The 14,766-nt window shown below is 43.5% G+C and carries 16 protein-coding genes; 4 read left to right on the top strand and 12 right to left on the bottom strand.

The genetic code is table 11. The features are described 5' to 3' along the window. Positions 1-29 precede the first annotated feature (29 nt). Complete coding sequence (locus tag ACFQ4A_RS09840; protein ID WP_382400060.1) at positions 30-1,364, bottom strand: sensor histidine kinase; 1,335 nt, start codon at positions 1,362-1,364, stop codon at positions 30-32. Next, a complete protein-coding gene (locus ACFQ4A_RS09835) occupies positions 1,361-2,053 on the bottom strand; it encodes a response regulator transcription factor (protein WP_382400058.1) in 693 nt (230 codons plus the stop codon). Before ACFQ4A_RS09835 ends, ACFQ4A_RS09840 begins: the two co-directional genes overlap by 4 nt. A gap of 172 nt (positions 2,054-2,225) precedes the next feature. Between ACFQ4A_RS09835 and ACFQ4A_RS09830 the strand changes: the two genes are divergently transcribed. Further along, positions 2,226-3,527, top strand: coding sequence for a S1C family serine protease (locus ACFQ4A_RS09830; RefSeq protein WP_382400056.1), 1,302 nt, complete (start codon positions 2,226-2,228; stop codon positions 3,525-3,527). Positions 3,528-3,764: 237 nt separating this feature from the next. On the opposite strand, the gene ACFQ4A_RS09825 is transcribed toward ACFQ4A_RS09830, so the two are convergent. The 4 genes from ACFQ4A_RS09825 to ACFQ4A_RS09810 all read right to left on the bottom strand — a co-directional run bounded on the left by ACFQ4A_RS09825 (position 3,765) and on the right by ACFQ4A_RS09810 (position 7,318). Beyond that, the gene (locus ACFQ4A_RS09825) at positions 3,765-3,974 is read right to left on the bottom strand and encodes a zinc ribbon domain-containing protein (protein WP_382400054.1); all 210 of its coding nucleotides are present in this window, start codon (positions 3,972-3,974) and stop codon (positions 3,765-3,767) included. 90 nt (positions 3,975-4,064) lie between these two features. Next, the gene (locus ACFQ4A_RS09820; protein WP_382400052.1) at positions 4,065-4,730 is read right to left on the bottom strand and encodes a TraR/DksA C4-type zinc finger protein; all 666 of its coding nucleotides are present in this window, start codon (positions 4,728-4,730) and stop codon (positions 4,065-4,067) included. A gap of 257 nt (positions 4,731-4,987) precedes the next feature. Beyond that, on the bottom strand, positions 4,988-5,890 hold the full coding sequence (locus ACFQ4A_RS09815; RefSeq protein ID WP_382400050.1) for an endonuclease I family protein: 903 nt from the start codon (positions 5,888-5,890) through the stop codon (positions 4,988-4,990). A 150-nt stretch (positions 5,891-6,040) separates the two neighbouring features. Beyond that, positions 6,041-7,318 carry a S8 family peptidase gene (locus tag ACFQ4A_RS09810; protein WP_382400048.1) on the bottom strand — a complete coding sequence of 426 codons (1,278 nt, stop codon included), beginning with the start codon at positions 7,316-7,318 and terminating at the stop codon, positions 6,041-6,043. 884 nt (positions 7,319-8,202) lie between these two features. Between ACFQ4A_RS09810 and ACFQ4A_RS09805 the strand changes: the two genes are divergently transcribed. After that, positions 8,203-9,489: a S8 family peptidase gene (locus ACFQ4A_RS09805; protein ID WP_382400046.1), complete on the top strand. Its 1,287-nt coding sequence runs from the start codon at positions 8,203-8,205 to the stop codon at positions 9,487-9,489. A gap of 241 nt (positions 9,490-9,730) precedes the next feature. Here the strand turns inward: ACFQ4A_RS09805 and ACFQ4A_RS09800 are convergent, their stop codons facing one another. The 4 genes from ACFQ4A_RS09800 to ACFQ4A_RS09785 form a co-directional block, all read right to left on the bottom strand. Continuing rightward, entirely contained in the window at positions 9,731-10,180 is a 450-nt protein-coding gene (locus tag ACFQ4A_RS09800) for a GNAT family N-acetyltransferase (RefSeq protein WP_382400044.1), read from the bottom strand. A 121-nt stretch (positions 10,181-10,301) separates the two neighbouring features. Further along, entirely contained in the window at positions 10,302-10,613 is a 312-nt protein-coding gene (locus tag ACFQ4A_RS09795; protein ID WP_382400042.1) for a hypothetical protein, read from the bottom strand. Position 10,614: 1 nt separating this feature from the next. Further along, positions 10,615-11,304, bottom strand: coding sequence for a class I SAM-dependent methyltransferase (locus ACFQ4A_RS09790; protein ID WP_382400040.1), 690 nt, complete (start codon positions 11,302-11,304; stop codon positions 10,615-10,617). Positions 11,305-11,400: 96 nt separating this feature from the next. Further along, positions 11,401-11,598, bottom strand: coding sequence for a cold shock domain-containing protein (locus ACFQ4A_RS09785; protein WP_382400138.1), 198 nt, complete (start codon positions 11,596-11,598; stop codon positions 11,401-11,403). A gap of 395 nt (positions 11,599-11,993) precedes the next feature. Here ACFQ4A_RS09785 and trhO point away from each other — a divergent pair, with 395 nt between their 5' ends. Then, positions 11,994-12,977 (top strand): oxygen-dependent tRNA uridine(34) hydroxylase TrhO, encoded by a 984-nt coding sequence (trhO, locus tag ACFQ4A_RS09780; RefSeq protein ID WP_382400038.1) that lies wholly within the window; start codon positions 11,994-11,996, stop codon positions 12,975-12,977. Between the two features lie 362 nt (positions 12,978-13,339). After that, entirely contained in the window at positions 13,340-13,819 is a 480-nt protein-coding gene (locus tag ACFQ4A_RS09775) for a glutathione peroxidase (protein ID WP_382400136.1), read from the top strand. 172 nt (positions 13,820-13,991) lie between these two features. Here ACFQ4A_RS09775 and ACFQ4A_RS09770 read toward each other — a convergent pair whose 3' ends face one another. Next, on the bottom strand, positions 13,992-14,330 hold the full coding sequence (locus ACFQ4A_RS09770) for a hypothetical protein (RefSeq protein WP_382400036.1): 339 nt from the start codon (positions 14,328-14,330) through the stop codon (positions 13,992-13,994). Positions 14,331-14,374: 44 nt separating this feature from the next. After that, a complete protein-coding gene (locus ACFQ4A_RS09765; RefSeq protein ID WP_382400034.1) occupies positions 14,375-14,665 on the bottom strand; it encodes a hypothetical protein in 291 nt (96 codons plus the stop codon). Positions 14,666-14,766: the final 101 nt, after the last annotated feature.

Below are 14,766 nucleotides of genomic sequence, written 5' to 3'. Positions count from 1 at the left end.
AATGTTACAGCTGATTCAAAACTATCCAATTATATCATAGAATTCGGCTCAGGAAAAGTGATGGTGAATTTCGCGCCGCCAAGCCCGGACTCACCGACTGTTATGCTGCCGCCCGACTGTTCCACGATCGCCCGCGCAATGGCCAGTCCAAGTCCTGTTTCGCCGGTTTTTCCTTTAACAAACCTATGGAAAATATGCGGCATAAGCTCCTTAGGTATACCTTCCCCGTCATCTTCAACAATAATCATCTGATTTTTTGCGGTGATTGTCACGTGTGAACGGGCATGGCGAATGGCGTTAAACGTGATATTGACCAAGGCACGCAGCAGTTTTTCTTGATCAGCCAAAAAAACGCTCTTATGATCCACACTGTGCGTTAATTGAATCCCGTTTTCACTGACTAATGGCAGCGCCCGATCGAGCACCTGATCGACCAGCTCAGCAGCTTCAATCCGCTCAGACTCATATGTCGCCTGCTCACTGTCCAGTTTCGCGAGCAGAATCATTTCATTAATGATGGTCTTCAGGCGGCTAACCTCGGTAACCATCATTTCCAGACCTTTTTCTTGATCCTTCTTATCAAATACGCCGTCCCGGATTCCCTCTGCATAGCCCTGTATTGTCATAAGTGGCGTTTTCAATTCATGACTCGCATTCTGGAAAAAGGCTTGCTGTGATGTCATATAGCGTTCAAGCTCTGTTGCCATATCATAGACACTTTGTTCAACCTCTTTAATCTCACCGGTTGCTTTAACACGTTCGACGTCATCAAATTTACGTTTTTCGATTTTTTTCAGTTCTCTTTTTAATTTAGTTAGCGGCGTCACTAGCTTATTCGTCAACATATAACTGAGCAGCACCGCAGCGATGGTACCAACGATGAATACGATGACAAGCCGCCTGAAAAAATCCTGCTGTATGATCTGCAAATCGGTCAGCGGGGTCAATAAAATCAGTTCCAGTGTGGTTCGATCCGGATAAATCAGGATACGGGACGTGACAAATTTACTGTTCCCTGCTTCCCACAATTCTTCCCGATCATTGGCAAAATAATGATTCGCCGAAAACCCTCTGACATATTGCTGCGGCATTGTCGACAGCAATACCTGATCTTGGCTGCGGTCGTAGAGAAATAACTGCAAATCCTGCTCCTCAAGAAAATTGCTGAAGTCCTCAATACCACCCTGTGACTGATAACGTTCATTCAGTATCTGAACAAGTAATTGGCCTTTTTGTTCTAGTTCCGTTCGTTCATTGTCGATCAGCACCCCCAAAATCATCGAATAAATCACATACCCGGTGACAGCCAGGATGACCAACAGTAAAGTAGTAAAAGCCCAATTTAACTGGGACTGCAGTTTCATGATGGTTCCTCTTCAATGCGCAGCCGATACCCATAACCCCAGACAGTTTCCAATGGCACACTGACCAGTTTTTTCCGGATGCGTTTCACCAGGTCATCAACGGCCCGGTCACTGCCAAAATAGTCTTCCCCCCAGATTTTAACCAACAATTCCTCCCGGGAAAACGCTCTATTCGGATGCTTTGCCAATAACAGAAGCATAGCAAATTCTTTTGTGGTGACATCCTCCTCCAGGCCATGCCAAAAAATCCGGTGATCATGTTCATAAATTAATAAATCGCCAGCCTTGACCCGGTCATCCGGTGTATGATTCGTTTCCGTTAACGGACTGGTGCGCTTGAACAGACGTTTGACCCGGGCCACTAACTCCCTAGGGCTGAACGGTTTGGTCAAATAATCATCGCCGCCCAGTTCCAGCCCGATAATTTTATCAATCTCCTCATCTTTGGCTGAAATGATAACAATCGGCACGTCACTTTCCTGTCTGATTTTTTTACAGAATTCGTAGCCGTCCATACCAGGCAGCATGATGTCCAAAATCCACATATCCGGCTGTCGGGTTTCCCACAGTTCCCACGCGGATTCAGCAGTTTCCATAACCGTGACAGGAAATCCTTCTTTTTTTAAATAGGCGGCCACAATATTTTGGATGTTTGCATCATCTTCCACAATACCGATATGATGATTCATAGACGGTTCCTCCATCTTTGATTTTTTAATGATTGTCCTAGTCTAAAAATGGGAATATCATGATTAGACTTGTCATTTTACACACTTTTGCCATAATCTTACCAAAAAACGGCCAAACGTTGTGGCTATAATGGGAATTGTCATCATCATAACGTAACGAGGTGAGATCGTCATGGATTACAATCATAATCATCACAATGACAGCGACAATACGGAAAATAATTCGCAGCAGCATCCGGAGCCGGAAGACAGCAGTGGTAGTGACCAAACAGCCGGACAGAATGCCCAAGTCAATCAATCAGGAAAACCAAAGCGCAATAAACCCGGCCATCTGCTGAGCGGGTTGATTGGCGGTCTGATTTCAGCCATTGTCGTTGCGCTATTATTTACCACCAATATTATACCAAATAATGATGGCGGCAATCATTCAGGCAACGCCAATACAGAAACCGATCAACCATCTGAATCACCTGAAGTAACCGAAACCATTGCCTCCGATAATGCGGCTGTCGCTTCAGACATGGATGAAGCAGCCAATGCAGTCGTCGGCGTCACCCGTATGCAGCAGACAAATATTTGGGAGCAAAGTCAGGAATCCGGGACCGGCTCAGGCATTATTTATAAAAACGAAGACGGTAACGCCTATGTGGTCACCAACCATCATGTTGTCTCCGGTGCTCAGGAGGTGGAAGTCGCCCTTAATAATGACAAACGCATTCAGGCAGAAGTGCTGGGCTCAGATGAGTTGAGTGATTTGGCCGTCCTGAAGGTTGACGGCGATAAAATCGATACCGTTGCCAACCTCGGGTCATCGGATGACATGGACGTAGGCGAAACGGTCATCGCAATTGGCAATCCGCTTGGGATGGAATTTGCCAACACATTGACAAGAGGAATCGTCAGTGGCCTGGATCGTTCCGTCAATATGGATACGAACGGTGATGGCCAGCCGGACTGGGTAACTGAAGTCATTCAGACAGATGCTGCCATTAATCCGGGCAATAGCGGTGGTGCTCTGGTCAATGCTGACGGTAAGGTCATTGGTATTAATTCGATGAAAATCGCCCAAACCGCTGTGGAAGGCATTGGATTTGCTATTCCCATAGACGCTGCCATGCCAATTATTGAACAGCTTGAAACGGATGGTAACGTCGCCAGGCCATACATCGGGATCAGCTCTGCCTCCCTTAATCAGGTTCCGCCACAATATCGCGAGCAAATTCAGCTTCCACAGGATATTGAAGGTGGCATGGTCGTTGCCCAGGTCGAGACAGGTTCACCTGCAGACGCCGCAAACCTACAGCAGTTTGATGTTATTACGAAAATCAACGGCAATGACGTGACGTCCTTAGTTGATTTACGGAACTATTTATACAATGAAGCGGAAATCGGGGACACAATTGAAATTGAGTTTTACCGAAACGGTGAAGCACAAACGGCATCGCTGGAACTCGTGAAACGTCAGGAGGAATGATCCTCTCTTTTTAAAACTTGCAGCTTGTTCGGGCTGCAAGTTTTTTTAATTATTGGATGAAACGACTGCTACCCATTATATTTAGAGTGAAGTAGGGAGTGTTTTTTAACATCCTTTATGTTGGGCAAAAAAGAGTGAGCTTATGTGCTGTCCTTCAGACACCGATCGTCGGCTATTTACTGGAATCCATTCTCCATGGCTACTGAAAGTAAAAAAGCTCCTATGCAGGGAGCTCTTTTAACCACCGAAGAAAAAATCAAATATGTTGCTGCCAGCGGAACTTTTCTTGTTATAAAATTCGGAGTACCCACAGTTTTTACATGAAACGACTACGAACTGATTGTTTTGGACATCGAACATTTTGGAGAGGCCTGTCCCGGTCATAGCAACGTCTTTCTGTTCAGCATCCGTACTGCCACATTTGATGCAGCCGCGATTGTCTTCCATTTTCATCATCTCCTTATGATGCTGTACGGATTCGCAGCGCCAAATGTTTCAGATTCCGCAAAATTCATGGCGTGACTTGACCATCTGCCCCTATTCTTCATACTTGTTATGATTCGGCGTCACACCTGTGAAATGTCCGTCCTGGTCGGCTGCCAAAAAGCTTTCCTCATCGGTTACACTGCCGACCCGTTCATCACTGTTCGGATACATCTCATCGTAATGGTCACGGTCGCCATAAAAATCCGATGCTGTCTCCGATGTGCCATAGCGGCTTACTTCCTGCCACGCATCTTCCGCATCGTAGCCTGTTTGTTCCTCTTCAGTCACTTCATTGGGGTTGATATTCGGGCTGAAAACCCCTTCTTCAATCGGCCGGTCATCCTTAGCATGATTATCCAAATCCTCAGCATGTTCAAAACAGCGGTCTGCGGTCGGCATGGCCTCCAGCCGCTCAAAGGGTATATCAGTACCGCATTCCCGGCAAATACCATATGTCCCATCTTCAATCGCATGAAGCGCCGCATTAATATCCTGCAGTTCCTGTTCCGCATGTTCATTTAAGGCGATATCTTTTTCGCGTTCAAACATTTCTGTTCCCATATCACCGGGATGGTTATCATAATTGGATAATTCGTCCATTGACTGTTTCGTTAATTCAAGCGAGGTGCCAAAGTGATCCTGGACCTGACTAATTAGAGCATCCTGCCGCTCTAGCAGTGTATTTTTGCATTGTTTAAGCTGATCATTGGTCATCATAGCTGTCAGCCTCCATTCACATAAAATGAATCGCTAACCATACTATGTGTCGATTCGAATGAATGATACGTTATTTTCGCTGCCAGATCATGTCAATTTGACACGCGACTTTTTCGGGATTGATTCCGATTATTTTTGTGCAAACTATAAGCGACTTTTATATATTTTCGTCTGAATTTGTTACGTGTATTTTTTTATTCGTTACATTTTTTGTGACAATGAAAGCTGTCATGTGTATATTTATACCATTAGCAACCTTAAAAAAGTCGAAGCATCTCTTCAGGATAATCGATGAACGGATTACGATTTCCCTGTAATTCATAAATAGCTTGGTTACGGTGCTTTTCATAAAGATCAGGCGAAAACTGTTGATGCCATTCCAACAGCAAATCCCTATCAATTGTCTCTTTATGGGATTGCTCAATTTCACCCGGATACCTCAGCAAAAAATATAACATGGCCCGAGCGACAGTACCTTTTCCATATTCCGGCTCAAACCGCCCATCTTCCGCCTTACCACATGCATCTTCCACCCGTTTGCTTCCGATCGCTTGAGGCTTATAGTCAGCAAAATCATGATAAGGATAATTGCTTCTAAGTGAATTGCAATCAGGATCACAAGTAAATAAATGGTGAACATCTCCGCGCATCGGCATCCGCTCATTGAACCATGATTGCGGTATGACATGCTCACAGTTATATGGAAATTCGTCTGCAATCCTTACAATTTGATCCCATCCGTCATTCTGAGTCAGCTTTTCGGCCATCTCTTTTCTTTTTAGCGAGGATTCAAAATCTACTTTAATCACATCCTCAGCTTGCCGGTTCGCACCAGAATAAATGCTCTTAAGCTCCCCGTTTGGACGAAGATCAACCCACGGGTAAACATATTCGGAAGGGTCATATGGCACTTGATCGGTATGCGTCTCCTTCAGAAGCTCCTCAAGTAACGAAATTACCTCATCACCATTATTGTCAAAATCAATATTACGATAGTAGTGCTCCCGTGCCTGCGTATCTTGTTCCTCATCATAATAGTCCTTTTCGTCCTTCTGAATTTTCTCCTTTATCTCGTAGTGCCTGTTAAGAATCGACTGTAGGTGATCATGATTGGTTGGTACCGGAAGAAGACTTTCCTTTTGACCCGGGGTTAAAATCATTGCATTACTCCTCCTTGGAAATAGTTGTATGAACTTTTCAAATTAGGAATGCTTTATATACAATACGGCTATTGTGTCAAGTATTGTGGGGCTGTAACCAAAAAATCTTTAGTTACAGCCTTTATCAGTTTTACCGATCCACTACGTTAATCATTGTCTATCACATTCATCTGAGTTTCCCACAGCATCCAGTGATCCCTTACCTTGAGTATTTGCTTCAAGACCCATGTCTCTCGCTCTCTCAAGTACTTGATTTTTAACTTCATCAGGCTCCAAATCACCATTTAATTCTAACATTTGCGCACATACTCCTGCACAAATGGGGGTGGCCATTGACGTCCCGGACATCTGGATATAGTGATCACCCAACTGATCATTCTTTAACATTTCATCACGATATGCATTAGACGCACTTAGTGAAACAATATTCACTCCTGGAGCAAGAATATCGGGTTTCGTGTGTCCATCAATGGTTGGCCCCCGACTTGAAAACTCCGCGACATGATCATCCGATCGGTCAGACGTATCTTTTTCATCCAAAGCCCCTACGGTGATAACCTTCTGACTAATGCCTGGTGACGAAATCGTTTTTTCACCCGGTCCCTCATTCCCAGCAGCGGCACATACAACAAACCCCTCATCCCAAGCATGATTAACCGCTTGGACCATCGGATCATCCCCCTCAGGTTCGGTGCCTGGACTACCTAACGATAATGATAAAATACGGATGTTGTATTCATCCTTATTTTCAATACACCAATCCACACCATTAATAATGTCGGATAAAGAACCAGACCCCATCGAGTCAAGAACTTTAACACCTGCAATATTTGCTTCAGGAGCAGGCCCGGCATATTTCCCATCAGATTGATGTCCATTACTTGCTACATCTCCGGCACAGTGAGTACCATGTCCATTATCATCATAGGGATCCTCACGATCATTGACAAAATCCTTAAATCCAACAATTCTTTCTTCAGGTTCCATCAAATCAGAGCTGGGGTGTACACCGGTATCGATAACGGCTATCGTCACCCCTTTACCTGTCGCATCGACCGTTTTCTGAAGCTCGCTTGCCCGTGTCGTGTCTGTTGCAGTATCAAGTAAAGCGTTAACTTCGCGATCAAGATAGACTTTTTCTACATCTCCACAGTTCGTACAAAGATCTTCAAGCGCTTCAGCTGAAAGTTTTCCACTTTGTAAAGAAAAGCGAGATAACGACCGTTTCACTTCACAATGTGAATATTTTTTTACGATGTTTTGCAAGCTTTTCATACCCTTCTGATAAGAATCATCCCCCTTTTTGAATTTAACTAGAACAGGGAAAGCCTTCGATTGCGATCTATTATTTGGCCCAGCCAATTCACTTCTTAAAAACTCATCGATCAAAGGAGATCGTGAAACATTACTGGCAGAATAATTAAACATTGATTTTTGCTCCTTTCACTTACCAGTTTCACGAACATGCTATGACCGGAAAATGATATTTGAAGAGGCATCTATTCATGGAATCGCAAAAATAGTCGTTTAACTATAGATTGCTAACATAAGATCATGATGCTTTATCCTTACTGGATGAGAATATACGAAATAAGAATTTCTCACATATACCCTTGCAAAAACAACCTTTTAGATAACGTTACCATTTAGGGAAAACGAGAAGATTGTACACGGAGACATACTTTTATTGGTAATTAGACTATCAGCACAGATAATCCGGGGGCGAGCCTCGAGAAGGCGTGTTTGCGCATCTACAGCAATTATTCGCCTGTGCATCTGAGGATTCTTTGCCGGTGGACAAAGTTTATTGAATATCTGTGAAAGAATGATTCATTATAGTATCGAAGACCTGAAAAAAATCCTTAATGATATCAAGGAGGCTGTTCACCAAAATCTACGGTTGACAAATTAGATGTCATTTTGACATAAGCAGTCGCTTCGGAAAAACACTTGGGTGCTCGTCGTGTTGCAAGTTTTTTCGGTGAAGCCTACACTCCTCGCAACTCGCAGCAAATTCGGTGGAGTGTTGGCTCGTCGCTTTCCGTGGGCTTGTCCTCAGCCTCCTCGAAAAAGAAGGTCGCTTTTTCTGCGGGGTCTTCACACTGCGCATTCCCACAGGAGTCTCCGTGTTTTTCCTCCGCTAGCTAGTTTTATTACCATATTCACTCATTCATTTCAACCATAGATTTTGGTGTTGACCCATCAAGGAATAATCTAGTTTCAAGCCTTTTTTCTATTTTTCAAACAGCTGTCCACTCTCTTTTCTAAGTATTTACGTAGCATAACGTAAATCCAAAAAAGGAGGGTAACACATGTTAAACTTTACCATGATTGAATTAATGCGACGAAAGGGGCCAAAGATAGACAAAGAGCTAAAACGGCAATTCATCGACCTTTACCGGCCGTTTCGCTCCGTTCCGTGCTTCTTGCACCGACCACTGGAGAATATCAGAAAAAACATGAAACGGCTGCCTATCATCGTAGAGTTTGAGGATGACCGTTATACGCTTGGTATAAATGATGTCAAGAAAACGAAATGCCGCAAGTTACGTGAATTCCCTTCTATTTCATGTTGCTCCGCTAATCTATCAGTAAAAAATATCGGAAAATTGGTTGATAGTTGTAACCACATCAAAAAAATCCACTATGACAGAGAAGTCACAACGTTGCTCGATACTGCCACACCATCGATAAATGCCGATCAATTACAAGAAAATGGTTTAACAGGGCAAGACGTAACGATCGCGGTTATTGATACTGGCATACACCCACACGAAGATTTGGAGGGACGCATCACAGCATTTAAAGATTTCGTAGGTAATCAAACAGAACCATATGATGATAATGGACACGGTACCCATTGTGCTGGTGACGCGGCTGGTAATGGCGCTGCATCAGATGGGCAATATAAGGGCCCAGCAACTGACGCTAACTTAGTTGGTGTGAAAGTGTTAAACAAAATGGGTTCCGGTTCCCTATCTACAGTAATTGATGGTATCGAGTGGTGCATCCAAAATCAATCAGAGCATGATGTAAACGTTCTTTCCCTATCACTTGGATCAGATGCAACAGAATCTGCAGAGGACGATCCAGTCGTAAAGGCTGTTGATGCTGCCTGGGATGAAGGTATGGTAGTTTGTGTTGCGGCTGGTAATTCAGGTCCTGAAGAACAGACAATTGGAAGTCCCGGCACTAGCCCAAAAATTATTACCGTTGGTGCAACAGATGATCATAATAATACAGACCGTTCAGACGATACTGTGGCTGACTTTTCCAGCCGCGGGCCAACGATTGACGGACTAATAAAACCGGATTTATTAACACCAGGGGTTGAGATTGTTTCGCTAAGATCACCCAATTCATTTCTCGATAAAACCAATAAATCAGCGCGCGTCGATTCAAGCTATGTTTCTTTATCAGGAACTTCGATGGCCACCCCTATATGTGCCGGAGTGGTTGCACAGTTGCTCCAAAGTGACCCGAACCTTACGCCTGACCAGATAAAAGAGCAACTGATGGATGCAAGTGAAGATTTGGGACAACCATCCAATGCACAAGGAAGTGGGTATCTAAACGCTGCTCATTTAATGGACAGCTAATTTATATGCAGGGAGGAGATCTTCCGCTTCATGTGCATCCTCCAGCACCATGAAACTTCAGGCGATGCTCAATATATGATAAAGAAAGACTTTCAAGGAAGATGATATTTTATTAAATCATTGGATTATAAGCTCTGCCTACTGCACGAACAGCATGTTTTATGACATGACTTTCACGTCATTCCTCCCAGGAAACATATGCCCCCTCGATTGACGAAGGGGGCATATCAAAATTTAGCGATTAGGGTTTATTATTCCAAATCATATCTATGTGCGGAATGTCATCATCCAAATAGGGGTCGGATATTTGGATGAATCCGAGATCAGAATAAAACTGTTTCAAATATTTCTGTGCCTGAATTTTAATTTGCTGCTCAGCAAGCACAGTAGTCGTGTAATCAATTGCTTTTCGCATAAGTTCCTTGCCATAGCCATTGCCGCGGAACTTTTCGGCCACGGCCACCCGTCCAATAGATGCTTCGTTGAATTTCGAGCCTGCAGGCAATATCCGGACATTCGCTGCCATTTCGCCAGCGATTTTCAAAAAATAATGTATGGCCTGCTGATCATGACTGTCAAGTTCCGGGTACGGACATTCCTGCTCGACGACAAACACATCCACCCGCAGCTTCATGAGGTCATATAATTCATCGTTCGTCAATTCCTTAAATGTTTTGATGTACCAATCCATCAGCTGCCCGCTCCCTTTGATCTATAAATTTTCATTCTTTTATCAGCGCGTTCGCCATTTCATCAGTGGTTTAGTCGACCTCATCAGCGGTTTTCACACTTTGATCAGCGAATGTCGCAAATCATTCACCGCTTTTCCCTTTTTCATCATCGATTTTTTCCTGTACAACAAACGCCAGATCATCATTGCCGAACAGCTGTAAAATGTTAAGTACCGTCTGATTCGGAATGTCTTCTGATTCCTGTTTGGAGACCGTCAATTCCAGTGCTTCCTTCAAAGCTTGATTATTTTTTTGGCCTGGATAGGCGCGCTCATACAATGCTTCCGGATCAAGATCACGATTAATACACCACTGCGCATAAACGAGAATCATCATTTTTTCATCTTGCTGATAGCTATCAATGACTTTTTGCTCGATGTCATTTCTGTCCATGTTATTCCCCCGCCTTTCGCAACATAAAAACATACATGAATGTCAATGCCTGTTGGAGATCCAGTGCTACATCTTTATAATGACGTTCATTGACGCCTTTTTTATATATTCCAAAACCATCCGCATAGCTAAAGTTATTTTCCGTAGCAAGCTGCTGGAATTCCCACGGCATCATCGTATTGCATATGGCTTTTTCCCCGTGAAGCCTTGGGTAACTGTTCATTCGCGGGCCTGCTGTCGGTCCAAGGATTCCGGCAAATAGCAAGCCACCTTTTTTCACCACGCGGTCAAGCTCCTGTATTGCTTTTTCGGGCGATTCAGTCCATTCCATGACATTAATTGCCATGATGCTATCTAAACTGTTAGCGTCAAACGGCAGGCTGGTAATATCCCCCTTTAAAAAGGAAATACCCGCTTGTTCCGGTTTTTCGCTGGCCAATCTGATCATTTCACCGGAAATATCCATCCCGGTCACGTGATAGCCTGACCGGTGCAGTTTATACGAACCATACCCGTCACCACAGCCAATATCGAGAATGCTGCTTCCTTGTTTCAGATGGCTTTGAATGAACGGGACAATTGCTTTTCGGCTTCCACTATCCCACATATCCATGCTTCGCGCACTCCAGGACTCCGCACGATTGTCCCATTGCCATTGCGCTTCCTGATGCCAGTCAAAATGGTCCGGCATGAAATCCCCCTCCACGTTATTTTAAATTGAATGTTATCCTAAACAAAAAAGGTTTACCTCACGAATGAGATAAACCTTTATTTGAATCGTCATTTACTATTGACGGGTTACGTTCGCTGCTTGTGGACCACGGTTACCTTCCACGATTTCGAACTCGACATTCTCACCGTCTTCAAGTGTTTTGAAGCCTTCTGCATTGATTGCTGAGAAGTGAACGAAAACATCATCGCCATCTTCACGCTCGATGAAACCAAAGCCTTTTTCAGCGTTGAACCATTTTACTGTACCAGTCATCATATTAAACGACCTCCTTATACAAATATGTGCAAAGTCATTGAACGATAAATACTTTTACACCACTTGTTAAAGAGATCGTAAAGTATTACTGATTTCAATTTCTTTTGCTATATCATAGTATACGCCTTTATATACGGAAATGCAAACCCAAATTCATCATTCCCGGAAAATGATTTAAGGTTCTTCTGGTGATTTCGGTTGTTTTCCATCGCAGGTATTGCCATGCACATCGCTTTTAACGGACTACCCGAACCGTCACCATGTTTTTCGTAAAGACAAATTCGATTTGAGTATGTAGCAAAACATTGGTATAATAACCTCCGCAAGATTTAAAATCAAATATCAACCCCGGCATTTATATCTTGCAAATATGAATGGTAGGTGGTATAAAAATGGAAGATAAACAGGAATATCGGGTGCTGCTATATTATAAATTCGTCCCGATTGATGACCCGGTGATCTTTTCGGAAGAGCATCTGGCTTTTTGTCAGGACTTAGGGCTCAAAGGGCGAATTCTTGTTGCTTATGAAGGCCTGAACGGGACGGTATCCGGTACAGTCGAACAGACCGAAAAATATATGGAGGCCATGCATCAAGATCCGCGCTTTGCCGACATGACATTTAAAGTCGACAAACACAGTGGACACGCCTTTAAAAAAATGCATGTGCGACACCGCCCGGAAATCGTCAGCCTGAAGCTGAATGAGAATGAAGATGTCAGCCCGATGGAAAAAACAGCCAAATACCTCTCGCCGAAAGAGTTTTATCAAGCGATGCAGGATGAAGAAACGGTCATTCTGGATGCTCGGAATGATTATGAATATGACCTCGGCCACTTTCGCGGAGCAATCCGACCGGACATTGAGGCATTCCGTGAGTTGCCTGACTGGATTCGCGAAAATAAAGATCAGTTGAAAGATAAAAAAGTGTTAACCTATTGCACCGGCGGCATCCGCTGTGAAAAATTCTCCGGCTGGCTGATGGATGAAGGCATTGAAGACGTCGGTCAACTCGACGGTGGCATCGTCTCGTATGGCAAAGATCCGGAAGTTCAAGGCGAACTCTGGGATGGAAAATGTTACGTGTTTGATGAACGCATTTCTGTTCCGATCAACCAGAACGAGCATGTTGTCGTCGGAAAGGATTATTTTGACGGGGAACCGTGCGAACGCTATGTCAACTGTGCCAACCCGTCATGCAATAAACAAATCATCTGTTCAGAAGAGAACGAGCATAAATATATGCGCGGCTGCACCCATGAATGCCGGGTAAGCCGGGACAATCTGTATGTTCGGGAGCACAACTTATCCCAGGAAGAAATCAACCGCAGACTTGCGGTTATTGCGGAAGAAAACCGAGCGAAACAGGAAGCATAATCTTTAAACTGGAAAAGGTCACCCAATTGCAAGATGCATTGGATGGCCTTTTTTATTGGTTCATAACTTGTCGCGTTTCAGCACCAGCACCAAAATAATAGCTATTAGTCCGCAGATACAAAGGGATAACAGATAAAATTTATCCTCCATTATCTCTCATTACTTCTGATCACATTTTATACTACATTAAAATTGCGCTTCTTACGTTAAGGACATCCCATCATTCTTCAGTTGTGAATCATCGCATCATGCGATTAAACTTATCATACCAGTGTATTAGAAGCTTTAAAATAATCAATGATTCAATTTTTTGACAATATTTGGTGGAATTGTTACAGTTTATTCAAAAAGGGGGGATCATCATCAGTGTTTATCAATTCTCAGCCAATACGATCGATGGAGAAGAAAAGTCAATTGCCAACTATGAAGGAAATGTAATACTGATTGTCAACACCGCCAGCGAATGCGGCTTCACACCGCAATTTGATGGCTTGCAGAAATTATATGATACGCATAAGGATGAAGGATTCGTCATACTGGGATTCCCTTGCAACCAGTTTAACAGCCAGGATCCGGGCTCGAGTGAAGAAATTGCCAGCTTTTGCCGGGGTAACTATAGTGTCACGTTTCCCATGTTCAGCAAAATTGATGTCAATGGGGAAAATGCACACCCGCTGTTCAACTATCTAACAAGCCAGGCTAAAGGTATCGTCACCCGGCAAATCAAATGGAACTTCACCAAATTCCTGGTTGACCGGGATGGAAACGTCCTTAAACGCTACGCACCCCAGACGAAGCCAGAAAATATTGAACAGGATATTGAAGAGGCGCTGCAGACATAGAGAGGCTGTCCCACGATTGACGGGACAGCCTTTACTGTTTCCGTGGGAAATAAAAACGAAACCAATCCTATCAAATGGTTTAAAATCATCTTTCAATTGCCTGCTTAAATCGTTTGGGACAAAGAAACTGACCACCATCACATGATATATTTGGTCAGTTTCGTTTGCTGTATTATTTTTCTAATGCTCTTCTCAATTCTTTAACGTCTTCAAGATCTAATTTTGTTATTTTCATAATCTGCTCATTGGAATAGTCTTCACGTATTAATTCCTGAACAACATGCTTCAGTGTATCTTTCCTGCCTTCTTCCCTTCCCTTTTCCCTGCCTTCCTGCCTTAGCTCAGCAAAAATCTCCTCCAATGTTTGTGAAGGATTCGTTTTTTCAGCCTGCATTTTTTGCACAACCTCCTTCCCCATATACGGGATAATGTCGTCTTTCAATTGCCTGCTTAAATCTTTCGGAACCCGGAGTAAATAATCAATGAAGTAAAATAGTGCAGATAGATACATGCGAGTGTCTTCTTGCTGTGTGGAGAACTTTTGTAAAACCTGAATCATGAGTTTTCGTTTGAAAGTATAGCGTACATCCGCGTCATTTTTGGTTTCACTGGTATGATGGCTGAAATGACGGCGTGTGCAAATGGATTGGATGACGCTTCCAGTTTAGCTATGTTCTGATCCTGAAAGCGATATACATTATAGGTGTAATCAACTTTGGTGTCATAATAGGAATAATGAAAGCCATTGGCGTCTTCTGCTTCATGGTCCGTGATGAGCGCCAGGGCATACACTTTCCGGTTGAATTGATCGTAAATCCTGTAAAAGTGCGTGTTCAAAACCCCCATGTCTTGTCAGACACCGCAATAAATGAAAATGGGGGTTAGCGGTTTAATTGTAAAGAATCCTGTACATTATGTTAATGCAGGTCAGAGGTCGCCTCTTTTTT

The sequence above is a fragment of the Lentibacillus salinarum genome (assembly GCF_042679865.1).
Taxonomy (GTDB): Bacteria; Bacillota; Bacilli; order Bacillales; family Amphibacillaceae; genus Lentibacillus; species Lentibacillus salinarum.
This window is presented reverse-complemented; position numbering and strand designations above follow the sequence as displayed.